The organism is Pseudomonas sp. R5-89-07, from assembly GCF_003851685.1.
Taxonomy (GTDB): domain Bacteria; phylum Pseudomonadota; class Gammaproteobacteria; order Pseudomonadales; family Pseudomonadaceae; genus Aquipseudomonas.
Map to the genome: position 1 here is coordinate 1,709,019 of NZ_CP027727.1, position 24,665 is coordinate 1,733,683.

Annotated in this window: 17 protein-coding genes; 11 read left to right on the top strand and 6 right to left on the bottom strand. The window is 60.1% G+C overall.

What is annotated here, in order from left to right; all coding sequences use genetic code 11:
* Positions 1-43 precede the first annotated feature (43 nt).
* On the top strand, positions 44-1,966 hold the full coding sequence (locus C4J94_RS07855) for an ATP-binding cassette domain-containing protein (RefSeq protein WP_124385645.1): 1,923 nt from the start codon (positions 44-46) through the stop codon (positions 1,964-1,966).
* A 118-nt stretch (positions 1,967-2,084) separates the two neighbouring features.
* Here C4J94_RS07855 and C4J94_RS07860 read toward each other — a convergent pair whose 3' ends face one another.
* Complete coding sequence (locus C4J94_RS07860; protein ID WP_124385646.1) at positions 2,085-2,525, bottom strand: universal stress protein; 441 nt, start codon at positions 2,523-2,525, stop codon at positions 2,085-2,087.
* A 105-nt stretch (positions 2,526-2,630) separates the two neighbouring features.
* On the opposite strand from C4J94_RS07860, the gene C4J94_RS07865 reads away from it, so the two are divergent.
* From C4J94_RS07865 to C4J94_RS07895, 7 genes are all read left to right on the top strand, one after another.
* On the top strand, positions 2,631-3,068 hold the full coding sequence (locus C4J94_RS07865) for a hypothetical protein (protein ID WP_124385647.1): 438 nt from the start codon (positions 2,631-2,633) through the stop codon (positions 3,066-3,068).
* A 572-nt stretch (positions 3,069-3,640) separates the two neighbouring features.
* Positions 3,641-5,788 carry a fatty acid oxidation complex subunit alpha FadB gene (gene fadB / locus C4J94_RS07870; RefSeq protein WP_124385648.1) on the top strand — a complete coding sequence of 716 codons (2,148 nt, stop codon included), beginning with the start codon at positions 3,641-3,643 and terminating at the stop codon, positions 5,786-5,788.
* A gap of 29 nt (positions 5,789-5,817) precedes the next feature.
* Positions 5,818-6,993, top strand: coding sequence for an acetyl-CoA C-acyltransferase FadA (fadA, locus tag C4J94_RS07875; protein WP_124385649.1), 1,176 nt, complete (start codon positions 5,818-5,820; stop codon positions 6,991-6,993).
* 96 nt (positions 6,994-7,089) lie between these two features.
* Positions 7,090-7,326: a DUF1653 domain-containing protein gene (locus C4J94_RS07880; protein WP_124385650.1), complete on the top strand. Its 237-nt coding sequence runs from the start codon at positions 7,090-7,092 to the stop codon at positions 7,324-7,326.
* A 114-nt stretch (positions 7,327-7,440) separates the two neighbouring features.
* Positions 7,441-10,062, top strand: coding sequence for a type I DNA topoisomerase (gene topA, locus C4J94_RS07885; protein ID WP_124385651.1), 2,622 nt, complete (start codon positions 7,441-7,443; stop codon positions 10,060-10,062).
* 192 nt (positions 10,063-10,254) lie between these two features.
* On the top strand, positions 10,255-10,776 hold the full coding sequence (locus C4J94_RS07890; RefSeq protein WP_124385652.1) for a DUF6586 family protein: 522 nt from the start codon (positions 10,255-10,257) through the stop codon (positions 10,774-10,776).
* Between the two features lie 63 nt (positions 10,777-10,839).
* Positions 10,840-11,073, top strand: coding sequence for a hypothetical protein (locus C4J94_RS07895; RefSeq protein WP_124385653.1), 234 nt, complete (start codon positions 10,840-10,842; stop codon positions 11,071-11,073).
* A 23-nt stretch (positions 11,074-11,096) separates the two neighbouring features.
* Here C4J94_RS07895 and sulA read toward each other — a convergent pair whose 3' ends face one another.
* Both sulA and lexA read right to left on the bottom strand, forming a co-directional pair.
* Complete coding sequence (gene sulA / locus C4J94_RS07900; protein WP_065886339.1) at positions 11,097-11,570, bottom strand: SOS-induced cell division inhibitor SulA; 474 nt, start codon at positions 11,568-11,570, stop codon at positions 11,097-11,099.
* A 10-nt stretch (positions 11,571-11,580) separates the two neighbouring features.
* Positions 11,581-12,189: a transcriptional repressor LexA gene (gene lexA / locus C4J94_RS07905; RefSeq protein ID WP_017137423.1), complete on the bottom strand. Its 609-nt coding sequence runs from the start codon at positions 12,187-12,189 to the stop codon at positions 11,581-11,583.
* Between the two features lie 263 nt (positions 12,190-12,452).
* Here lexA and C4J94_RS07910 point away from each other — a divergent pair, with 263 nt between their 5' ends.
* The 3 genes from C4J94_RS07910 to C4J94_RS07920 all read left to right on the top strand — a co-directional run bounded on the left by C4J94_RS07910 (position 12,453) and on the right by C4J94_RS07920 (position 17,710).
* Positions 12,453-13,160: a TetR/AcrR family transcriptional regulator gene (locus tag C4J94_RS07910; protein WP_124385654.1), complete on the top strand. Its 708-nt coding sequence runs from the start codon at positions 12,453-12,455 to the stop codon at positions 13,158-13,160.
* 135 nt (positions 13,161-13,295) lie between these two features.
* Positions 13,296-14,306 (top strand): beta-N-acetylhexosaminidase, encoded by a 1,011-nt coding sequence (nagZ, locus tag C4J94_RS07915; protein WP_124385655.1) that lies wholly within the window; start codon positions 13,296-13,298, stop codon positions 14,304-14,306.
* 116 nt (positions 14,307-14,422) lie between these two features.
* Positions 14,423-17,710 carry a DEAD/DEAH box helicase gene (locus tag C4J94_RS07920; protein WP_124385656.1) on the top strand — a complete coding sequence of 1,096 codons (3,288 nt, stop codon included), beginning with the start codon at positions 14,423-14,425 and terminating at the stop codon, positions 17,708-17,710.
* 112 nt (positions 17,711-17,822) lie between these two features.
* On the opposite strand, the gene C4J94_RS07925 is transcribed toward C4J94_RS07920, so the two are convergent.
* The 3 genes from C4J94_RS07925 to mfd are packed head-to-tail and all read right to left on the bottom strand — an operon-like array spanning position 17,823 to position 24,550.
* Complete coding sequence (locus tag C4J94_RS07925; RefSeq protein WP_124385657.1) at positions 17,823-20,513, bottom strand: DEAD/DEAH box helicase; 2,691 nt, start codon at positions 20,511-20,513, stop codon at positions 17,823-17,825.
* 9 nt (positions 20,514-20,522) lie between these two features.
* Positions 20,523-21,089: a CsiV family protein gene (locus tag C4J94_RS07930; protein WP_124385658.1), complete on the bottom strand. Its 567-nt coding sequence runs from the start codon at positions 21,087-21,089 to the stop codon at positions 20,523-20,525.
* An 11-nt stretch (positions 21,090-21,100) separates the two neighbouring features.
* Positions 21,101-24,550 carry a transcription-repair coupling factor gene (mfd, locus tag C4J94_RS07935; protein ID WP_124385659.1) on the bottom strand — a complete coding sequence of 1,150 codons (3,450 nt, stop codon included), beginning with the start codon at positions 24,548-24,550 and terminating at the stop codon, positions 21,101-21,103.
* Positions 24,551-24,665 lie beyond the last annotated feature (115 nt).

Here is a 24,665-nt window from a genome sequence, read left to right on the forward strand (position 1 = left end):
CCTCAACTCAGGTAGAATGCGCGCCCAGTTTTTGGAGAAGTGTATGACCCTGCTCAAATTCAGCGATGTGTCCCTTGCTTTCGGCGCTATGCCGTTGTTGGACAAGGTGTCCTGGCAGATCGCCCGTGGTGAGCGGGTGTGCATCATCGGCCGCAACGGCACCGGTAAATCCAGCATGATGAAGCTGGTCAAGGGCGACCAGAAGCCCGATGACGGCTCTGTCTGGCGTGCGCCAGGCCTCAAGATCGGTGAATTGCCGCAAGAATTGCCGGTAGCCGACGAGCGGACAGTGTTCGACGTGGTTGCCGAAGGCCTGGACGGCGTTGGTGAATTGCTCGCCCAATACCACCACCTGGCGCAGAACTGCGTCACCGAAGAGGACCTGGACAAGCTGATGCACGTCCAGCAAGACCTCGAAGCCCGTGATGGCTGGCGCCTGCAGCAGCTGGTGGACAGCACCCTGAGCCGCCTGCAATTGCCGGCCGACAAGACCCTCGCCCAATTGTCCGGCGGCTGGCGTCGTCGCGTGCTGCTGGCCCAGGCGTTGGTCTCCGAGCCGGACCTGCTGCTGCTCGACGAACCGACCAACCACCTGGACATCGGCGCTATCGCCTGGCTCGAAGAAGCCCTCAAGGATTTCCAGGGCGCGGTGCTGTTCATCACGCACGACCGGTCCTTCCTGCAAAACCTGGCCACACGCATCCTGGAACTGGACCGCGGCGGCCTGATCGACTGGAATGGCGACTACGCCAGCTTCCTGGTGCACAAGGAAGCTGCACTGTCGGCTGAAGAGACCGCCAACGCCCTGTTCGACAAGAAGCTGGCCCAGGAAGAAGTCTGGATTCGCCAGGGTATCAAGGCGCGCCGCACCCGTAACGAAGGCCGCGTGCGTGCGCTGAAAGCGCTGCGGGTTGAGCGCAGCGAACGTCGTGAACGCACCGGCAAGGCCAATATCCAGCTCGACACCGCCGACAAGTCGGGCAAGCAGGTGATGGTGCTGGAGAACGTCAGCTTCCATCACCCGGACGGCCCGTTCCTGATCAAGGACTTTTCCATGGTCCTGGCGCGCGGCGACCGTATCGGCCTGCTGGGCGCCAACGGTACCGGCAAGACCACCTTGCTCAAACTGATGCTCGGCGGTCTGCAGCCGACCAGCGGCACGGTGGAAGAGGGTACGCGCATCGACGTGGCCTACTTCGATCAGCTGCGCCACCAGTTGGACCTGGAAAAAACCGTGATCGACAACGTCGCCGAAGGCCGCGACTTCATCGACATCGACGGCCAGAGCCGCCACGTACTCAGCTACCTGGGTGATTTCCTGTTCAGCCCGCAACGTGCGCGTACGCCGGTGAAGGCCTTGTCCGGTGGCGAGCGTGCGCGTCTGCTGCTGGCCAAGCTGTTCAGCAAGCCGGCGAACCTGCTGGTGCTCGACGAACCGACCAACGACCTCGACGTGGAAACCCTCGAGCTGCTCGAAGAGGTGTTGCTGACCTTCAATGGCACCGTGCTGATGGTCAGCCACGACCGGGCATTCCTCGACAACGTGGTCACCAGCACCCTGGTCTTCGAAGGTGAAGGCAAGGTGCGCGAGTACGTCGGTGGCTATCAGGACTGGCTGCGCCAGGGCGGCTCGCCGCGTCTGCTGGGCGTGACCGAGAGCAAGTCCGGCAAGGCCGACTTGAACTCGGCAGTGGTGACGCCTGTGGCGGCTGCGGCCCCTGCGCCGGAAGCCGCGCCGGCGGTTAGCAAGAAGAAACTCAGCTACAAGCTGCAGCGTGAACTGGAAGCCTTGCCGGGTGATATCGACGCCAAGGAGCAGCAGATCGCCGCAGTAGAGGCAGAAATGGCTGACGCCGGTTTCTACCAGCGTCCTGCGGCGGAAACCGCTGCGGTCATCGCTTCCCTGGAGACGTTGAATCAGGAGCTGGAAGCCTTGGTTGAGCGTTGGGCCGAGCTGGATGCCTGAGTGATCTTCGCGCAATGAAAAGCCCGGCGCTCTTTTATGAGCGCCGGGCTTTTTTATATGAAATGCGGTCAAAATGTGGGAGGGGCAAGCCCCCTCCCACATTGGATCTACAGCGTACTTAGGTATTTTTTACCAGTCTGACGGCCAGCACATCGCACGGCGCACCGTGCAGTACATCATTAGCGGTAGAGCCCAGCAGCAGCGCCAAACCGTGTCGGCCATGGCTACCCACCACGATCAGGTCGCAGCCTTGCTCTTTGGCGATGTGGTGGATTTCCTGGCGCGGTTGGCCGTAGGTGAGGTGGGAGTTTTCCTTGGTCACCTCGGGATACTTGAGGATCAACCGCTCCAGGCGCTCCTTGGCCTGATCGAACTGTTGTTGCTGTAGCTGGGAAAGATCCATCGGCACGTCGCCACCGAAGGCCATGGCCATGGGTTCGACGATATGCACCAGGGACAGTTTGGCGCCATTGGCAACGGCGGACTCCCGTGCACGCTTGATCACTGGATCGCACTCTTCGGTCAGGTCGACAGCGACCAGAATATGTTCGTAGGGCATGGGGCGTTCCTCCAGGGGACTGCAATAAATTCAGTATGGCTGCTTTCGAGCGGATCGGCTTGCGTCAGATCAAATCCGCTCATCAGGAAATTCGGGAGTACACATATGACGGTCTGGATAGTGGTGTCAATCCTTGTGGTGGTTCTGAGCCCTCTGGCATGGTTGCGCCCGTCGCGCCATCAGAGCGGGCGCATGGCCCTGCGCATGGAGGCGCGCCGCATCGGGCTGGCCATGCAGCTTGCGCCCCAGGAGTGGCCGCACTGGCTCAAGCAAGAACCGCCGAGCCCCTGCGCGCAGTATTGCCGGCCACGACGCGGCAGCACGCCGGCCATCTGGAGTTACTGGCAGTTGGAAGCGGGGGTGTGGGTCAACCAATGGCGTGAGGTTTGCGTGGATGAAAAGTTGTTGCCGTATTTTGCAACGCTGCCGGCCAACGTCTACAAGGTCGAGGCCGACAAGCAAATGATCGCCCTGTATTGGGGTGAGAAGGGCGACGCGAGTGTGCTGAAGGCTATTGATGCGCTGCTCAAGGCACTGGCCTGACGCCCCGCCCCCCTGTAGGAGCGAGCTTGCTCGCGAAGATCGTCAACGATGACTCGCGCATTCAGGGTATACGTGGCGTCCTCAAGTTTTTCGCGAGCAAGCTCGCTCCTACAAAAAGCCAGGCAATAAAAAGCCCGACATATCATCGGGCTGGAGTTGGCCAGGCAGGCCGGTAAATTCATTCGAAGGCATTTGGTTGCAGCTAGCCTAGCCGCATATTCCACTGCGTACAGCCTTTTCCGACAACTTTTCTATTATTGATCCTGTGAATATTCGAATATTGACGGCTGGCGAGCTGTGGGTCGGGGTTCTGAAATGACTGGAAAGTCGCGTTTTTCCTAGCCTTTGGAGCGATTGACAATTGCCCGGAATTGGATGAAGGTGGCGTACCCAAATCAAACGGGCGTATGAATTGAGCGTTTGTCCTACAGGCGACTCTGACATAACCCCGACTATCGCACTGGCGGGTGTGCCTGGCGGATTGGCGTGAGCATTGATGCAACTGTCAATGTCAAACCAGAGGCCAGCGTCCGGTGTGTACTGTTCAGCTTCCATATCGTGGAGATCAGTTGATGATTTACGAAGGTAAAGCCATCACGGTTAAGGCTCTTGAAAGTGGCATCGTCGAATTGAAATTCGACCTCAAGGGTGAGTCCGTCAACAAGTTCAACCGTCTAACCCTGAACGAACTGCGTCAGGCCGTAGACACCATCAAAGCAGATGCTTCGGTCAAGGGCGTGATCGTTTCCAGCGGCAAGGACGTGTTTATCGTCGGCGCTGACATCACCGAATTCGTCGACAACTTCAAGCTGCCCGATGCCGAGCTGGTGGCTGGCAACCTCGAAGCCAACAAGATTTTCAGCGATTTCGAAGACCTCAACGTACCTACCGTTGCTGCGATCAACGGCATCGCGCTGGGCGGTGGCCTGGAAATGTGTCTGGCGGCCGACTTCCGTGTGATGTCCGCTACCGCCAAGATCGGCTTGCCTGAAGTCAAGCTGGGCATCTACCCAGGCTTTGGCGGCACTGTGCGTTTGCCGCGCCTGATCGGCGCCGACAATGCCATCGAATGGATTGCCGCCGGCAAGGAAAACAAAGCTGAAGACGCACTGAAAGTCGGTGCTGTCGATGCGGTGGTTGCGCCGGATAAACTGGCGCAAGCTGCGCTGAACCTGATCAAGGGCGCCATCAGCGGCGAATTTGACTACAAGGCCAAGCGTCAGCCGAAGCTGGAAAAGCTCAAGCTCAACGCCATCGAACAAATGATGTCGTTCGAAACCGCCAAAGGTTTTGTTGCGGGCCAGGCCGGCCCTAACTACCCGGCGCCGGTCGAAGCGATCAAGACCATCCAGAAGGCGGCGAACTTCGGTCGCGACAAAGCCCTGGAAGTGGAAGCGGCAGGCTTCGTCAAACTGGCGAAAACCTCGGCTGCCCAGAGCCTGATCGGCTTGTTCCTGAACGATCAGGAACTGAAGAAAAAAGCCAAGGCCTATGACGAGATCGCCAAGGACGTGAAGCAGGCCGCCGTACTGGGCGCCGGTATCATGGGCGGCGGTATCGCCTATCAGTCGGCGTCCAAAGGCACGCCGATCCTGATGAAAGACATCAACGAGCACGGTATCGAGCAGGGCCTGGCGGAAGCCGCCAAGCTGCTGGTGGGCCGCGTTGATAAGGGTCGCATGACCGCTGCAAAAATGGCTGAAGTGCTTAACGGCATTCGTCCTACGCTGTCCTACGGCGATTTCGGCCACGTCGACCTGGTGGTCGAAGCGGTTGTCGAGAATCCGAAGGTCAAGCAGGCGGTGCTGGCTGAAGTCGAAGCCCAGGTCAAAGACGACACCATCCTGGCCTCCAACACCTCGACCATTTCCATCAGCTTGCTGGCCAAGGCCCTCAAGCGTCCGGAAAACTTCGTTGGCATGCACTTCTTCAACCCGGTGCACATGATGCCGCTGGTGGAAGTGATCCGTGGCGAGAAGTCCAGTGAGCTGGCCGTTGCCACCACCGTTGCCTACGCCAAGAAAATGGGCAAGAACCCGATCGTGGTCAACGACTGCCCGGGCTTCCTGGTCAACCGCGTACTGTTCCCGTATTTCGGCGGTTTCGCCAAGCTGGTCAGCGCCGGTGTGGACTTCGTGCGCATCGACAAAGTCATGGAAAAATTCGGCTGGCCGATGGGCCCGGCGTACCTGATGGACGTGGTCGGCATCGACACCGGCCACCACGGTCGCGACGTCATGGCTGAAGGCTTCCCGGACCGCATGAAAGACGACCGCCGCTCGGCGATCGACGCGCTCTACGAGGCCAAGCGCCTGGGCCAGAAGAACGGCAAGGGCTTCTACGCCTACGAGGCCGACAAGAAGGGCAAGCAGAAGAAAGTGGCCGATCCGTCGGTTCACGAAGTACTCGCGCCAGTCATCTACGAGCAGCGTGAGGTGTCCGACGAGGACATCATCAACTGGATGATGATCGCCCTGTGCCTGGAAACCGTGCGTTGCCTGGAAGACGGCATCGTCGAGACCGCCGCCGAAGCCGATATGGGCCTGGTGTACGGCATTGGTTTCCCTCCATTCCGTGGTGGTGCGCTGCGCTACATCGATTCGATCGGTGTGGCCGAGTTCGTTGCCCTGGCTGACAAATACGCTGATTTGGGCCCGCTGTACCACCCGACCGCGAAGCTGCGTGAAATGGCCAAGAACGGCCAGAGCTTCTTCGGTTAAGCGCCCAATCGACTAGAGCGAGAATATTTATGAGCTTGAATCCAAGAGACGTCGTGATTGTCGACTTCGGTCGTACGCCGATGGGCCGCTCCAAGGGCGGCATGCACCGCAACACCCGCGCCGAAGACATGTCGGCGCACCTGATCAGCAAGCTGCTGGAACGCAACGTCAAGGTTGACCCGAACGAAGTCGAAGACGTGATCTGGGGCTGTGTAAACCAGACCCTGGAGCAGGGCTGGAACATCGCGCGCATGGCCTCCTTGATGACGCAGATCCCGCACACCGCGGCCGGCCAGACCGTGAGCCGCCTGTGTGGTTCGTCGATGAGCGCGCTGCACACCGCCGCCCAGGCGATCATGACCGGTAACGGTGATGTGTTCGTGGTCGGCGGCGTGGAACACATGGGCCACGTCAGCATGATGCACGGCGTCGACCCTAACCCGCACATGTCGCTGTACGCGGCAAAAGCCTCCGGCATGATGGGCCTGACCGCGGAAATGCTCGGCAAGATGCACGGCATTACCCGCGAAGCCCAGGACGCGTTCGGCCTGCGCTCCCACCAGCTCGCCCACAAGGCGACCGTGGGAGGCAAGTTCAAGGATGAGATCATCCCGATGAACGGCTACGACGAGAACGGTTTCCTGAAACTGTTCGACTACGACGAAACCATTCGTCCGGACACCACCCTGGAAAGCCTGGCGGCACTCAAACCGGCCTTCAATCCAAAGGGCGGCACCGTGACTGCCGGTACCTCGTCGCAAATCACCGACGGTGCTTCGTGCATGATCGTGATGTCGGCGCAGCGTGCCCAGGACCTGGGGATCCAGCCGTTGGCAGTGATCCGTTCGATGGCCGTGGCGGGTGTGGACCCGGCGATCATGGGCTATGGTCCAGTACCGGCCACACAAAAAGCCTTGAAGCGAGCGGGCCTGACCATCTCTGATATCGACTTCTTCGAGCTCAACGAAGCTTTCGCCGCACAGGCCCTGCCAGTGCTGAAAGATCTGAAAGTACTCGACAAGATGAATGAGAAGGTTAACCTGCACGGCGGCGCGATTGCCCTGGGCCACCCATTCGGTTGCTCCGGTGCGCGTATCTCCGGCACATTGCTGAACGTGATGAAGCAAAATGGCGGCAACCTTGGGGTTGCAACCATGTGCATTGGTCTCGGCCAAGGCATTACCACCGTCTTCGAACGCGTCTAAGCGTTGGGTTGACGGAAGCCGGGGCCCAGTGCCCCGGTTTTTGTTTTTTGGAAATTTTAAATTTTTTTTCGACAAATTTTGTAGGGAGGTCAGAGCATGAAAGTCGAACCCGGGCTCTACCAACATTATAAGGGCCCGCAGTACCGCGTTTTCAGTGTAGCGCGGCACTCCGAAACCGAAGAAGAAGTGGTGTTCTACCAAGCTCTGTATGGTGAATACGGCTTTTGGGTGCGCCCCTTGAGCATGTTCCTGGAGTCCGTCGAAGTTGACGGCGAGCAGGTCCCGCGCTTTGCTTTGGTTCAAGCCGAACCCAGTCTTTTTAAAGGGCAATAACGGCAGGTCGCGCAGAATGCTGCGCTTGACCTCACCCGGTTGCCACTATATATAGCGTTGCCGCGTCAGGCGCCAACTGCCTTTCACTTCTCGAATTCAGGAATTTTCCGATCCATGGGCAAATCGCTGGTCATTGTGGAATCCCCGGCTAAGGCCAAGACCATCAACAAGTACTTGGGCAACGAGTACGTGGTGAAGTCGAGTATCGGCCATATCCGAGACCTGCCCACCAGCGGTTCGGCTAGCGCCAGCAAGGAGCCTGCCGCCAAGCGCGGCAAGGCCGCCGCGGGCGAAGGTCCGGTGCTCACGCCTAAAGAGAAAGCGCGCAAGCAGCTCGTCTCACGCATGGGTGTGGACCCGGATCACGGCTGGAAGGCCAAGTACGAAATCCTTCCGGGCAAGGAAAAGGTCATCGAAGAGCTGCGCCGGCTCGCCAAAGATGCCGACACCATCTATCTCGCAACGGACTTGGACCGCGAAGGGGAAGCCATTGCCTGGCACCTGCGGGAAGCCATTGGCGGTGACGACAGCCGCTACAAACGTGTGGTGTTCAACGAAATCACCAAGAAAGCCATCCAGGAAGCCTTCTCCAAGCCGGGCGAGCTGGACATCGATCGCGTCAACGCCCAGCAGGCCCGGCGTTTTCTCGACCGCGTGGTCGGTTATATGGTTTCGCCACTGTTGTGGGCCAAGATCGCCCGTGGCTTGTCCGCCGGCCGTGTGCAATCGGTAGCGGTCAAGCTGGTGGTAGAGCGTGAGCGTGAGATTCGTGCGTTCATCCCTGAGGAATATTGGGAAGTCCACGCCGACCTCGGCACGGCCAAGGGCGCCAATGTGCGCTTTGAAGTGGCCCGCGAGAAAGGCGAGGCCTTCAAGCCGCTGAACGAAGCCCAGGCCATGGCCGCGCTGGAGAAGCTCAAGGCCTCCAGCTACAGCATCGTCAAGCGCGAAGACAAGCCAACCAGCAGCAAGCCGTCGGCGCCGTTCATCACCTCCACCCTGCAGCAAGCGGCGAGCAACCGCCTGGGCTTCGGTGTGAAGAAAACCATGATGATGGCCCAGCGTCTGTACGAAGCTGGCTACATCACTTATATGCGTACCGACTCCACCAACCTGTCGCAAGACGCGGTAGCGATGGCGCGCACCTATATTGAAGGCGAATTCGGCCAGAAGTACCTGCCGGAAAAGCCAAACGTCTACAGCAGCAAGGAAGGCGCCCAGGAGGCTCACGAAGCGATTCGTCCGTCTGACGCCAACACCACGCCTGCCAAGCTGAGCGGCATGGAGCGCGATGCAGAGCGCCTCTACGAGCTGATCTGGCGCCAGTTCCTGGCCTGCCAGATGCTGCCGGCGCAGTACCTGTCCACCACCGTCACCGTGGCGGCCTCCGACTTCGAGCTGCGTGCCAAGGGCCGTATCCTCAAGTTCGACGGCTACACCCGGGTGATGCCGCAGATCGCCAAGCCAGGCGATGACGACGTGCTGCCGGACATGGCCCAGGGCGATAGCCTCAAGCTGATCAAGCTTGACCCGTCCCAGCACTTCACCAAGCCGCCGGCGCGTTATTCGGAAGCCAGCCTGGTCAAGGAGATGGAAAAGCGCGGTATCGGTCGTCCTTCGACCTACGCGGCGATCATCTCCACCATCCAGGACCGTGGCTATGTGGCGCTGCACAACCGTCGTTTCTACTCGGAAAAAATGGGCGATATCGTCACTGAGCGGCTGTCCGAGAGTTTCTCCAACCTCATGGACTACGGCTTCACCGCCGGCATGGAAGAGAACCTCGATGACGTGGCCCAGGGCGAGCGCGACTGGAAAAGCGTGCTGGACGAGTTCTACGGTGACTTTAAGAAAAAACTCGAAGTGGCCGAGAGTCCTGAGAGCGGCATGCGTGCCAACCAGCCGGTGATGACGGATATTCCGTGCACCACGTGTGGCCGGCCGATGCAGATTCGTACGGCGTCCACCGGCGTGTTCCTGGGCTGCTCCGGTTACAGCCTGCCGCCCAAAGAGCGCTGCAAGGCCACCGTCAACCTGGTGCCGGGTGATGAAATCGCCGCCGATGACGAGGGTGAATCCGAGTCGCTGGTACTGCGCGGCAAGCACCGCTGCCCGATCTGCAGCACGGCGATGGACGCCTACCTGCTGGACGAGAAGCACAAGCTGCATATCTGCGGTAACAATCCCGATTGCAATGGTTACGAGATCGAAGAGGGCACCTACCGTATCAAGGGCTACGAAGGTCCGAGCCTGGAATGCGACAAGTGCGGCAGCGAGATGCAGCTCAAGACCGGCCGTTTCGGCAAGTTTTTCGGTTGCACCAACCCGACCTGCAAGAACACCCGCAAGCTGCTCAAAAGCGGTGACGCGGCGCCGCCGAAGATGGACCCGGTGAAGATGCCCGAGCTCAAGTGCGAGAAGGTCAACGACACCTACATCCTGCGCGACGGTGCCTCGGGCCTGTTCCTGGCCGCCAGCCAGTTCCCGAAAAACCGCGAGACCCGTGCACCGCTGGTGATGGAAATCGTACCGCACAAGGATGAGATCGATCCGAAGTACCACTTCCTGTGTGAAGCGCCGAAGAAGGACCCGGATGGTCGCCCAGCCGTGATCCGCTATAGCCGCAAAACCAAGGAGCAGTACGTGCAGACCGAAGTGGACGGCAAGCCTACCGGCTGGAAAGCCTTCTATGACGGTGGGAAGTGGAAGGTTGAGGACAAGCGCCAGGGCGCTTGATCCGCTAGTCTGATAACTTCAAAAGCCGTCTGCATAGGCGGCTTTTGCTTACTGTAGGAGCGAGCTTGCTCGCGAAAGTCGTTAACGAAAACGCGGAAGGTCTGACATCCCGCGGTGTCTTAAGGTTTCTCGCGAGCAAGCTCGCTCCTACACAGCCAGCATCACGCCTAATTCGTTGTGGAGATTGCCGTCATGGCCAACGAACTCTATACCCGTACCAATCAGAAAATTTACTTTGCGGGTTTGTCCCTGGAGGCGCTTGGTCGCGCCGAGACGGGCAAGGAGATGAATGCCATCGCGCTGGTCCAGGCGGGGCGCGAGGCCGCTCTGTTCCACCTGTACGGCGCCTTGCTGGGGCTGTGCCATGAAATCGCCGGGTTCTATCGCTTGCCCCAGGCAGGTTCGCCTCGCGCCGAAATGATCATGACCCGGGAAGTACTGGAAACCATGGCCATCCCGGAACTGGCCGAACTGGTGGAAATGGCTCAGAGCCCGGACAGCTGGGTAGCCCGCCTGCTCAAGGCACATGCCGATATGTTCCAGCCGCCACGCGTTCCTCATGTACCTAAAGGTGATGTGACGCAGCCGTTGATCGTGGCGGTTGCGCTGGAAGCGGATGAGCCCAAGCCGTTGAGCCGAGAAGAGCTGGAAAGCTGGCGCCAGGAGCTGAAAAAGCTGGCATTGCGCTTTCGCGAAGGCTTGAGCGAGTGCTGAGCGGGCACGCCTGCGCACGACAACACTGATATAATCCCGCGCTTTCGTGGAGAACAGACTTTTATGCCAACGTCCTTTCTGGAAATTGTTGAACTGCCTGACGGCCGAATCGAGCTGCGCCGGGCTGAGGACGAAGGTTCTCTGGTTATCCTGGATTTTTCCGAAGACGCAAAAGCATTCCTGCAAGGCCAGCATGTGGAAGTGGCCAAAGCCATGTTGAGCGTTGGGGTGCAAATGGCAGGTCGCCTGGCTGAAGGCGAGTCTGAAAAGGAAGATGGGCCACGGATTCTTCACTGAGTCCTGTGTAACCCGCTTAGCCCTTATCCCAGTCGAATATTCAAGCTCTGCGCATCACCCGTATGTGCGGCGCTGATCAACTGTTGCTTGGCCGTTGCATTCAGCGGGTTCAGCCAGCTCACCACCGTATGGCTGCGACCCAGGCGCAAGGCTTCGCAGGTCAACTGTTGAGCACTTTGCGCGCCCCGTGGCTGCAGCAACAAGATACGTTCACGGTTGAGGCCGGCATCCCGTAGCCAGGCCTGGGTCAGGCTGGCGGGCGGGGCGATCAGCGTCAACCAGCGTGCGTCCTGCTCTTCACTGAGTTCGCGCAGGATCGGCGCCAGCAGGCTCAAGCAGCTCCCGGCAGCCCCACGCAACGACAATTCACTGAATACCTCGGGTTCGCAGCTCCAGGGAGCTTCGACCGTTTCCTTGAGGATGGGCGCAAGGGGTTGAGCCATGAAGGCCTCGAACAGCGACAGTTGTGTGTGTTGTGGGGTGTGCACGAGCTGCATGATGTCTCCTTTAGCGGCGAATGACGCCGACACTCAAGCCTTCGATCACCAGGTCCTGGTCTTTCAGGTTCACTTCAATTGGCGCGAACTCCGGGTTTTCCGCCATGAGCCAGACCTTGCTGCCTTCACGCTTGAAACGCTTGACGGTGACCTCATCGCCGATCCGCGCCACGACGATCTGGCCATTGCGGGCTTCGCGAGTGGTATGCACGGCCAGCAGGTCACCGTCGAAGATGCCCACGTCCTTCATGCTCATGCCATGCACCCGCAACAGGTAATCGGCGCGCGGATGAAAGAAGGTCGGGTTGATGTTGCAGGATTCTTCGACGTGCTGTTGCGCCAGGATCGGCGCACCGGCGGCCACTCGACCGATGATCGGCAGTGTCGATTCGTCAGCCTTGGCTTCGAAGCCAGGGATGCGAATACCGCGTGAAGCGCCTGGGGTCATCTCGATCGCGCCTTTGCGAGCGAGGGCCTTTAGGTGTTCTTCAGCGGCGTTGGGGGACTTGAAACCCAGTTCCAGCGCAATTTCGGCGCGTGTCGGCGGATAACCGTTGTCATCAAGGCAGCGCTTGATAAAAGCCAGAATCTCAGCTTGGCGTGGCGTCAGTTTTAGCATGTTGATCGCTCTGTCTTTTTATACAGTGACTGGGATTATATACAGTGAACGACGCTTGGCAATCATCCTTTTGCGCGGCTCCGCTGGACGGTCATTCATCGTCTGTACTACGAGGCACGGATAGCGCTGCCTACAGACCGTTCAGGATGTGATTAAATAGCAACGAAATAGATGACTGGCCGGCCGGAAAACGGACCTGCAGGCTTGACAAGACATACCCTGAAACGTATGTTTCAAACAAGTGTTTGTCAGGCGGAGTAGCCATGGCCCAGTCGGAAACCGTTGAACGCATTCTCGATGCTGCCGAGCAACTGTTCGCGGAAAAAGGATTTGCTGAAACTTCATTGCGGCTGATCACCAGCAAGGCTGGGGTCAATCTGGCCGCCGTGAACTACCATTTCGGCTCGAAAAAAGCCCTGATCCAGGCGGTGTTCTCGCGCTTTCTGGGGCCGTTCTGTGCCAGTCTCGATCGTGAGCTGGAGCGTCGCCAGGGCAAGGCGGACAACAAGCCAAGCCTGGAAGAGCTGCTGGAGATCCTGGTTGAACAGGCCCTGGTGGTGCAGCCGCGCAGCGGCAATGACCTGTCTATCTTCATGCGCCTGCTGGGCTTGGCGTTCAGCCAGAGCCAGGGCCACCTGCGCCGTTATCTGGAAGACATGTACGGCAAGGTATTCCGCCGCTATATGCTGCTGGTCAATGAAGCCGCCCCGCGTATCCCGCCGATCGAACTGTTCTGGCGCGTGCACTTCATGCTCGGCGCTGCGGCCTTCAGCATGTCCGGGATCAAGGCGTTGCGCGCGATTGCCGAGACCGATTTCGGCGTCAACACGTCCATCGAGCAAGTGATGCGCCTGATGGTGCCGTTCCTCGCCGCGGGCATGCGCGCCGAAACCGGCGTGACCGACCAGGCCATGGCCGTCGCCCAATTGCGCCCGCGCAGCAAATCCACACCCGCCCTCGCCAAGGTTTGACCGCAGCGGGTGTGCGCGGCCGCTTGCATCCGCTAAGCTAGCCGCCATGTCGATTTCAGCTATTTACGTGCAACCCCTCCTGCTTACCGGAACCGGTAGGGGTGATGGGTTGCGCGCGTTATTTAAGGAAGGTTTATGACTGCTGCCCTGCAAGGTTCTTTGATGGTCGACGTGGCGGGTACCTGGCTGACGGCCGAGGATCGCCATCTGTTGCGCCAACCGGAAGTGGGCGGCTTGATCATTTTCGCGCGCAATATCGAGCACCCGCGCCAGGTCCGCGAGTTGAGCGCGGCGATTCGCGCGGTGCGCCCGGACCTGCTGCTGGCGGTCGATCAGGAAGGCGGTCGCGTGCAGCGGCTGCGCCAAGGCTTTGTGCGCTTGCCGGCCATGCGCGCGCTGGCCGATAACCCCAATGCCGAATACCTGGCCCAACAATGTGGTTGGGTCATGGCCACCGAAGTGCTGGCCGTGGGCCTGGACCTCAGCTTCGCGCCGGTGCTGGACCTGGATTACCAGCGCAGCGCCGTGGTCGGCACTCGCTCGTTCGAAGGCGACCCCGAGCGCGCCGCCGTGCTTGCCGGTGCCTTTATCCGCGGCATGAACAGCGCCGGCATGGCCGCCACCGGCAAGCACTTCCCTGGCCACGGTTGGGCCGAGGCCGATTCCCACGTCGCGATTCCCAATGACGAGCGCAGCCTGGAACAGATTCGCGCCAACGACCTCGTACCGTTCGCCCGCCTGAGCAAGCAATTGGCGGCCGTGATGCCCGCTCATGTCATCTACCCGCAGGTCGATGCCCAGCCTGCTGGCTTCTCGCGCCGCTGGCTGCAGGACATCCTGCGCGGCGAATTGCAGTTCGACGGGGTGATTTTCAGTGACGACCTGTCCATGGCCGGTGCCCATGTGGTGGGTGATGCCGCCAGCCGCATCGAAGCCGCGCTGACGGCGGGCTGCGACATGGGGCTGGTGTGCAACGATCGTGCGGCTGCCGAACTGGCGCTGAGTGCGGCGCAGCGGATGAAGGTCAAACCCTTGGCGCGGATTGCGCGCATGCGCGGGCAGGCGATTGCCTCGACGCAATACAAACAGGATCCACGTTGGCTGACAGCGCTTGGAGCGTTGCGGGATGCTCAACTGATCGAATAAGTATTTTTGAAAGCTTGGTGTAGGAAACATCCGAATAAGGCTGTAGCTGTCTCTTGCCGTAGTGTCAGAGTTGTCTTGCTTAAGTCCCATTGCTGGTGGCTGTAGAGTTCATCTTCATGAATGACCTGATTGCCCGTATCGTCGAGTTGGATTGGCAAGCGTACTTTGAACCTCGCTCGCTGGAGCGTGGGTTTGAGTACGCTGGCGAAAATCGCATTGATATAAAGGAATTCGGGCCTCACAGGTTGATCGCACGTTGCAAGGGCTCGGGCCGTAATGTCTATAGCCTGTCGATTGCCTTGGAGAATGCACCATCCCGTTTGACGGGCATCAGGTGTGTGTGTTCTTGCCCGGTGGCGATCAATTGCAAGCACGCGGCTGCGGTCTTGTTTACGTTGACTGTGCTGTACGAAGAGCTGAACGAGCCGAAAAAGCCGGTGGCTGATCGCCTGAGTCCGCAGCTCGAAAACTGGCTTGAAAGTATCCCCAAGCCTACCCCGCCAGGTGAGGCTGCGCCCAGGAACACAGGTACTTGTTTGCTGTACCAAGTCACTCCCGAGGTTTATTCCAGTGGCTGGACATTCGAGGTGTACCGGGCGCGCGTGACCAAAAAAGGTGAGTACAGCGATATCAAGCCCTTGTACTCGATAGATGAGACATTACGGCGTGCCCCAAGCTACATGCATGAGCTGGATACGCGCATTGGTCGATTGCTGTTGTTGGGTCGATCCTATGGCCGCTATGGCAACAGTTTCCAGTTGGCCGGCGAAACGGGGGCCGAAATTCTCCAATTGGCGTTAAAAACCCAACGCCTGTTTCTTGAGCTGGGCCCAAGACTAGCGCTTAATCCCGGTCCGGCTCGCGCCGGTCGTTTCGATTGGGCGGTGACACCCGATGGCGATTACATTCCCCACTGGATCAGCGATGGCCGTGAGTTGGATGATGTGTTCCCGCTCAAACCGCTTCACTATCTTGACCTCGACAACATGGAAGTCGGGGTACTCGAGCATGGGCTGGATGAGAATCTGGCCATGCATCTTTGCGGCTTGCCGCTGATTCCAGCTGATCAAGCCGCGTTATTCAGTCAACGCATCAGTGCGGTGTCCAAGGTAATTCCTCCACCGCGCGAGCTGACCGAGCGTGTCGTGGATACGTTAGAACCCCAAGGATGTCTTACCTTGGGAAGCGACGAAGCCTACGGTTACGGCCGGTTCCATAGGGAGCATCGCGCTGCGTTGGCTTTCCGCTATGACACCAGCCTGACCAGCGGCAAGGGCACTGAGGATATCCATCTTCTCAAGGGCACCGAAACCCAGCGTATCCAACGCAAGCCAGCGGCTGAAAAAGCGCTGCGCAAGGCGCTCACCAAGATCGGATTCAAAGCGATCAATCGCCAAACCCGTGCGCTGCCTGAAAGCGCTGGGGAAATGTTCGATCTGCCCACCGATGAAGCCTGGCTGGGTTTCGTTGAAAACGATCTGGCGGCTTTGCGTGAAGCAGGGTGGGACATTGTGGTCCAGCCGGGCTTTTACTACGACGTGGAAGCGGTGGACCATTGGTATGCGGACATCGAAGAAGCGTCGGGTAATGAATGGTTCGATTTAGAGCTGGGCATTGAGGTCAATGGCGAGCGGCACAGCCTCTTGCCAATCATGCTCGACTTGATGCGGCGTCAGCCCAAGCTGCTCGATGCCACCTACTTGGCCGAACGTAACGACGATGAGCGAGTGCTGGTGAGTTTGGGCGCCCGCACTCAAACAAAGGTTGCGCTGCCTTACGGGCGACTCAAGCCCCTGATGGCAACCCTCGGCGAACTCTACCTGGGGGCAACCGAAGGGGATGCATTACGGCTGAGCGCGCCCGATGCGGCTCGGCTCAGTCATCTGGAGACAATGCCCTTGGTATGGCGGGGTGGCGAGCGACTGCGCGATTTCGCCAAGCGCCTCAAGGACTCCACCCATGCTCAGGTATCGGCTCCCCAGGGCCTGAAAGCCGAACTTCGTGGCTATCAACTCGAAGGCCTGAACTGGATGCAGACTTTGCGCGAGCTGGAAGTCGGCGGGATTCTCGGGGATGACATGGGCCTGGGCAAAACCCTGCAAGCCCTTGCGCACCTGCTCCTGGAAAAACAGGCAGGTCGATTGCAAACGCCCGCATTGGCCGTAATGCCTACCAGCCTGATCCCGAACTGGATCGACGAAGCCGCACGGTTCACGCCACAGCTCAGAGTCCTGGCGCTGCACGGTGCACAGCGTCAGGCTGACTTCGCACGCTTGACCGATTACGACCTGGTACTCACCACCTACGCTCTGTTGCCACGAGACCTTGAAGTCTTGCAGCCTCAGCGCTGGAGCGTGCTGATCCTCGACGAAGCGCAAAATATCAAAAATCCCAACAGCAAGGCGGCCCAGGCCGCTCGCCAACTGGATGCCGGCCAGCGGCTGTGCCTGAGCGGGACGCCGTTGGAAAACCATCTGGGCGAACTCTGGTCGCTGTTTCATTTCCTGTTGCCGGGGTGGCTGGGTGACAGCAAAACCTTCAATCGCAATTACCGCACACCGATTGAAAAGCACGGTGATGCGCAACGCATGCAGCACCTGACGGCGAAGATCAAACCCTTCCTGTTGCGCCGCAAAAAAGAACAGGTCGCCACCGAGTTGCCGGCCAAGACCGAGATCGTGCACTGGGTGGACTTGAGCGACGCCCAGCGTGACGTGTATGAAACCGTGCGCGTGGCGATGGACAAGAAGGTTCGCGACGAGATTGCCCGGCAGGGTGTCGCCCGCAGCCAAATCATTATTCTTGAAGCGCTGCTCAAGCTGCGCCAGGTCTGCTGCGACTTGCGCCTGGTCAAGACGGCACCAGCGTCCAAACTGGCGCGAGCGGGTACGGGCAAACTTGGCAGTTTGATGGAGATGCTCGACGAGTTGCTCAGCGAAGGGCGGCGCATCCTGCTGTTCTCGCAGTTCACCTCGATGCTGGCGTTAATCGAAGAGGAACTGAAGCTGCGTGAGGTCGACTATTCAATCCTGACTGGTGACACCCTGGACCGGCGCACCCCCGTGAAAGACTTTCAGGACGGCAAGACGCCGTTGTTTCTGATCAGTCTGAAAGCGGGCGGAACGGGCTTGAATTTGACGGCGGCGGATACGGTGATTCATTACGACCCCTGGTGGAACCCGGCCGTGGAAAACCAGGCCACGGATCGGGCTTACCGGATCGGGCAGGATAAGCCGGTGTTTGTTTACAAGATGATTGCCAGGGGCACGGTGGAAGAAAAGATTCAGGCGCTGCAATTGGAAAAGGCAGCGCTGGCCGACGGCGTGCTTGAGGGGAGCGCCAGTGCGGGCTGGAAGCTGGAACAGCGAGATATTGAGGCGCTGTTTGCGCCGTTGCCTGGCTAACGACCGCGGCGCGCCCTTCGCGGGCAAGCCCACTCCCACATTTGACCGCTTTTCTTCAGGGTGAACGCGTGCAAATGTGGGAGGGGGCTTGCCCCCGATGTCGATCCGACAGTCAGCGCTTCTCTTGCTTATTCGGCAACGGTGCAAACAGCGCCTCGATATCCTCATTGCCCAACTGCCAATCCCCAGTCGTACGCCCATCCAGCACGCCCGCAGCCAGATCGGATTTTTCCTTCTGCAAGTGCTGAATTTTTTCCTCCACCGTGCCCCTGGCAATCATCTTGTAGACGAACACCGGTTTCTCTTGCCCGATGCGGTACGCACGGTCGGTGGCCTGGTTTTCGGTTGCGGGGTTCCACCACGGGTCGTAGTGGATCACGGTGTCGGCTTCGGTCAGGTTCAAACCGACGCCGCCCGCTTTCAGACTGATCAGGAAAATCTGCAGTGTGCCGCTCTGGAACTCCTTCACGGGCGTGCGCCGATCACGGGTCTGGCCGGTCAGCAGGGCGTAGGCGATCTGACGTTTCTGCAGTTCAGCCTCGATCAGGCTCAGCATTGAGGTGAACTGCGAGAACAACAGAATGCGCCGCCCCTCGGCGAACAACTCGTCAAGCATCTCCATCAGGCTGTCGAGTTTGCCCGAGCTGCTGCCGCGGGCGGGTAGGGTGGCGTCGTTGACCAGGCGCAAATCGCAGCATACCTGGCGTAGCTTGAGCAGCGCCTCGAGGATGATGATCTGGCTACGCGCCACGCCCTTGCGGGTAATCTCGTCGCGCACCTTTTTATCCATGGCCAGGCGCATGGTTTCGTACACGTCGCGCTGTGCTTCGTTAAGGTCGACCCAGTGGATAATCTCGGTCTTGGGCGGCAGTTCGGTGGCCACCTGTTCCTTGGTACGGCGCAGCAGGAACGGCTTGATCCGACCGTTGAGGTGCTGCAATCGCACCTCGCTGGCGCGTTTTTCAATGGGGACGCGATAATCGCGGTTGAAGCTTTTCACATCGCCCAGCCAGCCCGGCAGCAGGAAGTGGAACAGCGACCATAGCTCGCCCAGGTGGTTTTCCAGCGGCGTACCGCTCAGGCACAGACGCTGGCGCGCATTCAGCTCGCGGGCCGCCTGAGCCGCCTTACTGGCAGGGTTCTTGATGTACTGGGCCTCATCGAGAATCAGCACATGCAAGGGCTGGGCGGCGAGGGTGTCGATGTCCTTGGGCAGCAGCGCGTAGGTGGTCAACAGCAAGTCATAGTCTTGCAGATCGGCGAAATGTTTCTTACGCCCTGCGCCATACAGTGCCTGCACCCTCAGTTGCGGGGTGAAATGCGCGGCCTCATCCAGCCAGTTGGGAATCAGGCTGGTCGGCATGACCACCATGCACGGTCGATCCAGGCGTCCCGCATTTTTCTCCGTAAGAATATGCGCAAGGGTCTGCAAGGTTTTACCCAGGCCCATGTCGTCCGCCAGAATCCCGCCCACCTCCAGCTGGCGCAGCGACTGCATCCAGCTCAAGCCTTCCAGTTGGTAAGGGCGCAAGGTTGCATTCAGACCCTCAGGCGCCGCACAGGTGAAATCCTGGATATCGCGCAGGCGCTGGGCGAAATGGCGGATTTTCTCGCCGCCTTCCCATTGCAGCGGCAGGTCTTCCAGTGGGTTCAAGCGGATCGCATCGGCTTTTGCCAGGCGCAACGTGGTGGCGCCGGATTCCTGCAGGTAGAACTCGCCCAGGGTCGCCAGTACCGGCTTCAATCGTCCGTATGGCAGCGCCACTTGCAGCGGACCGTGGCCGTTGGGCAGGCCGGGAATATTCACCAGAATCAACTCATCATCGCGGCGCCGTGCGAGCTTTTCCGGGTTGAGGATTTCGGTATGGGAGCGCATCAGGTTCAGCAGGATCGGCAGCAGGCTCAGCCGTTCGCCGTTGACGATAATACCCAGCTCCAGGTCGAACCAGTCACGCTCGGGGGCTTCATCGACGCTGGCGTACCAGTCGTCCACGGGGCTTAGGTCAAAGCCGAAATCTTCATCGATTTGCAGCTCCCAGCCTTCGGCCCGCAGCGTCGGAGATGAGTTGAGGGTAAAATTCAACCAGGCGCTGTCGTTGACCATCTCGAACAGCTCGCCGGCACTTTCCGGCAGGGCCTTGCTCTGGCGCGTGGCGATCTTGAAGCCGAGCAGGCGCAATTGTTCGCGATAAGGTTGCTCCAGCTCGGGATGGCGCTTGATGCGCAGGCTTTGGGTTTCCTGGCGCACGATGATATCGGCGTTCTTTTGCCCGCTGACATAATTGCCCAGGTAGTTGAACGACAGCGCCGCGCGATGCTGGATATAACGCTGCATCTTGCCGTTGCGCGGCTCGAACGCGCTGAACTCCACGCTGGCCAGCCACAGGCGCGGCACCGGGTGCACGTCCTCCATCACCACTTGCGGCAGTACCTCACGCTTATCCAGGACCGCCTGGAGTTTTCCCAGTAGCTCGACATCCTGGGCCGCTGCCGGGTAGGCCAGGGTTTCCTGGACCTTGAGCAGCACCGCCGCGATATGTTTGCAATTGGTATGCACCGGGCAGGTACAGCGGCTGTCGACCAGAATCAGCATGCCCTTGGCCGATTCGCGCAACGAGATGGTCTGCCGGTAAACGTTGCCGCCCGAACCTTCGCAGTAGGCCGTGATGGTGCTGTCGCCGGATTCGACGATACGCACCCGATTCTCCAGCGCGTAACGCCGCCCGCGCTCCAGGCTTTGCTCTTTGAAGCGATTGGCCCAGGAAGGGGCCAGGGGTTTGGTCAGCGACGCTGTCAGGGGCATGGCGCTGGATCAGTCCTGCATGTCGGGCGGCGGCGCGCTGGGGGGCTTGGCGGTCAGCGAGGTAATCTTGATCAGCAGCGCCAGGTGGCCGCCATCGAGGTAATTGAGCTGGTTGTTCTTGGTGCGCACATCCGTCTGGCTCAAGTGTTCGCTGGCGATCACGCTGCCGTTGCCGTCGAACTGATTGATCCAGAAATCGGCGTCGATGTCCGTGAAACGGCCCAGTTGCAGGTTGAGTACGCCTTCGATGGGAAATTGCCCGAATTGCTCCGGGCCGTCTGTGATCGCGATCTTCACCGGCTGCTCGCCGAGGCTCTGTTCCCAGGCTTTGTGCGCGAGCACGGTGTAGTTGGTGTCGGCGCGCAGTTTGTCGACGATATTGCCCAGGCGCGGCGGGCTCATCCGCTCGCCCAGATGCTGCGCACCGCCATCCCAGTTTTCCGGGGCGGCGCGGCTGTTGATCACCGGTTCTGCATTCTGGCGCACCAGGATCATTTCCACCTGGTAAAGGCTGTCGGCAAATGCCGAGGGCGCGAGTACCACCAACAACAAGCTCAGAATGCGGAACACGCGCATGGAGGCGTCCTTCAAGCAGATTTCGGAAGGAGGCGCTCAAACAGCGCCTCCAGGGTATTGAAGCGTTCTTCGGCGCGTTCCATCGGCACCATGAACTTGAACAGCGTAGCCCCTTCGAACTTGTAGCGGTTGGGCTGGCCCTGGATCAACTTGATCAGCACCAACGGGTCCACCGGCGTCTGCGCTTCGAACTCGATACGCCCGCCTTGTGGTCCGGCGTCGACCTTCTTGATACCCAGTTGCTCGGCCTGCAGTTTAAGCAGGGTCAGGCGCACCAGGTTCTTGGTCGGCTCCGGCAGCAGGCCGAAGCGGTCGATCATTTCCACCTGCAAGTCCTTGAGACCTTCTTCGTCGGTGGCCGACGCGATGCGCTTGTACAGGATCAGCCGCGCGTGCACATCCGGCAGGTAGTCTTCGGGGATCAATGCCGGCAAGCGCAGGTTGATTTCCGGCCCACCGCCCAGCGGTTGATCGAGGTTCGGCTGTTCGCCCTTGCGAATGGCTTTCACCGCGCGCTCGAGCATTTCCATGTAGAGGGTGAACCCCACCGCCTGGATCTGTCCGCTCTGGCCGTCGCCGAGCAGTTCGCCGGCGCCACGGATTTCCAGGTCGTTGGTGGCCAGCACAAAGCCGGCGCCGAGGTCCTGGGTGTTGGCGATGGCTTCCAGGCGTTTTTCCGCATCGGAAGTAATCTGCTGGCGCGGTGGCGTCAGCAGGTAGGCATAGGCTTGGTGGTGACTGCGCCCGACGCGGCCGCGCAGTTGATGCAGTTGGGCCAGGCCGAACTTGTCGGCGCGCTCGATGATGATGGTGTTGGCGCTGGGCACGTCGATACCGGTCTCGATGATGGTCGAGGCGATCAGTACGTTGAAGCGCTTGTGGTAGAAGTCGCTCATCACCTGTTCGAGTTCGCGCTCGCGCATCTGCCCATGGCCGATGGCGATACGCGCTTCCGGCACCAGTTCGGCGAGGTCGGCGGCGCACTTCTCGATGGTCTTCACGTCGTTGTGCAGGTAATACACCTGGCCACCGCGCAGCAGTTCACGCAGCAGCGCTTCCTTGACCGTGCTTTTGTTCTGCTCCATCACGAAGGTGCGCACCGACAGGCGGCGTGCCGGCGGCGTGGCGATGATCGACAAGTCGCGCATGCCCGACACCGCCATGTTCAGCGTGCGCGGAATCGGCGTGGCGGTAAGGGTAAGAATGTCGACTTCGCTGCGCAGGGCCTTGAGCTGTTCTTTCTGACGCACGCCGAAGCGGTGTTCTTCGTCGATGATGACCAGGCCCAGGTTCTTGATCTTCACGTCGTCCGACAACAGCTTGTGCGTGCCGATCACGATGTCGATCTTGCCTTCGGCCAGGTCGGCGACCGCCGCGTTCACTTCCTTGGCGGATTTGAAGCGGCTCATCACTTCCACGGTCACCGGCCAGTCGGCAAAGCGGTCGCGGAAGCTGTTGTAGTGCTGCTGGGCGAGCAGGGTGGTTGGCACCAGGATCGCCACCTGGCGGCCACCGTGCACCGCAATGAACGCGGCGCGCATCGCTACTTCGGTCTTGCCGAAGCCGACGTCGCCACACACCAGGCGGTCCATCGGCTTGGGCGCGAGCATGTCGGCACGCACCGCTTCAATGGTGGTTTGCTGGTCGGGAGTCTCTTCGAAGGCGAAGCCGGCGCTGAACGTGGCGTAGTCGGCTTTCGGGTCGGCGAACGCATAACCTTCGCGCGCCGCACGGCGCGCATAGATGTCGAGCAATTCGGCGGCGACGTCGCGCACCTGTTCGGCGGCCTTGCGCTTGGCTTTCTGCCAGGTCTCGGAGCCCAGGCGGTGCAGGGGCGCCAATGCGTCATCGCTGCCGGTGTAGCGCGCGATCAGGTGCAGGCTGGCCACCGGCACGTAGAGCTTGGCGCCCTCGGCGTATTCCATGGTGAGGAATTCGGCGGCCTGGTTGTCGATTTCCAGGGTCTGCAAGCCGAGATAGCGGCCCACACCGTGGTCGATGTGCACCACCGGCGCGCCTTCACGCAGCTCTGTGAGGTTCTTGATCACCGCATCGTTGTTGGCGTCGGCGCGTTTTTCGCGACGGCGGCGCTGCATCACGCGCTGACCGAACAACGGGCTTTCGGCGATCAGCGCCAGGGCCGGGTCGTCCAGTAACAAGCCCTCATCCAATGGCGCGATGGTGATCGCCAGGCGCTCTTTGCTGTTGACAAAGTCCGGCCAGCTATCGACCGTTTTCGGGCGCAGCTTGAGGCGTTCCAGCAGCTCCAGCAGCACTTCGCGGCGCCCGGCGGATTCGGCGGTAAACAGCACGCGGCCAGGGAAGTCGCCAAGAAAATTGGACAGCGCTTCCAGGGGTTGCGTGGCTTTGGCCTGAATCGCCAGGTCCGGCAGCGTGCTCGCCGGGAAGCGCTCGCGGCCACTGCCGGCGTCCACATCCTGCTGGCTGGCAACCACACGTGGCCAGTTTTTCAGGCGGGCGAAGCAGTCTTCCACCGGAAGGAACAATTCGGCGGGCGGCAATAAAGGCCGGGACGGGTCGACGCGGCGCTCTTCATAGCGGTTGCGCACGTCGTTCCAGAAGTTTTCCGCGGCCTGTTCAATACCCGGCAGCGAGAACACCTGGGTGTCCTGGGGCAGATAATCGAACAGCGTGGAGGTTTCATCGAAGAACAGCGGCAAGTAGTACTCGATACCGGCCGGTGTAATCCCGCTGCTCAGGTCCTGGAAGATCGGGCAGCGGCGGAAGTCCACATCGAAGCGTTCACGAAAGCGTGCCTTGAAGCGTGTAACGGCATCTTTTTGCAGCGGGAACTCCCGCGCCGGCAACAGCTTGATCGAGTCGACCTTGTCGATGGAGCGCTGGTTTTCCGGATCGAAGGTGCGCAGGGTCTCGATTTCGTCATCGAACAGGTCGATGCGATACGGCAGTTTGCTGCCCATCGGGAACAGGTCGATCAACGCACCGCGTACGGTGAACTCGCCGTGTTCGTACACCGTGTCGACATAGCGATAGCCGGTGGCTTCCAGGCGCGTGCGCATCTGCTCCACGTCGAGTTTCTGGCCGACATCCAGCACCAGGCTGCTGCCGAGCAGGAACTTGGTCGGCGCCAGGCGATGCAGGGCCGTGGTGATCGGCACCACCAGCACGCCGTGGGCCAGTTCCGGCAAACGGTACAGGCTGGCGATGCGCTGGGAAATGATGTCCTGGTGCGGCGAAAACAGGTCGTAGGGCAGGGTTTCCCAGTCGGGAAAGTGCAGCACCGGCAAATCCGGGGCGAAGAAGCTCAGCTCCTGCTCCAGCCGTTCGGCGCTTTGGCTGTCGGCTGTGAGCAGCAGGGTAAAGCGCTTGGCTGCGCTGGCAGCCTCGGCAATGGCCAGGCTCAGGGCGGCACCGGGCAGGTTGCCCCAGTGCTGTTTACCTGCCGCGGCAGGGAGTAGCGGTAGACGCAGAACGGGCACGGAAGGTTGAGCTCCAAGCGTTGCGACAAAGTCGGTAATTGTAACGGCCAGAGGTGCCGCCTGTCAGTTGCTGACTGTGCCTATTACGGTTTGTAGGAAATGTAGTGGCTAAGAC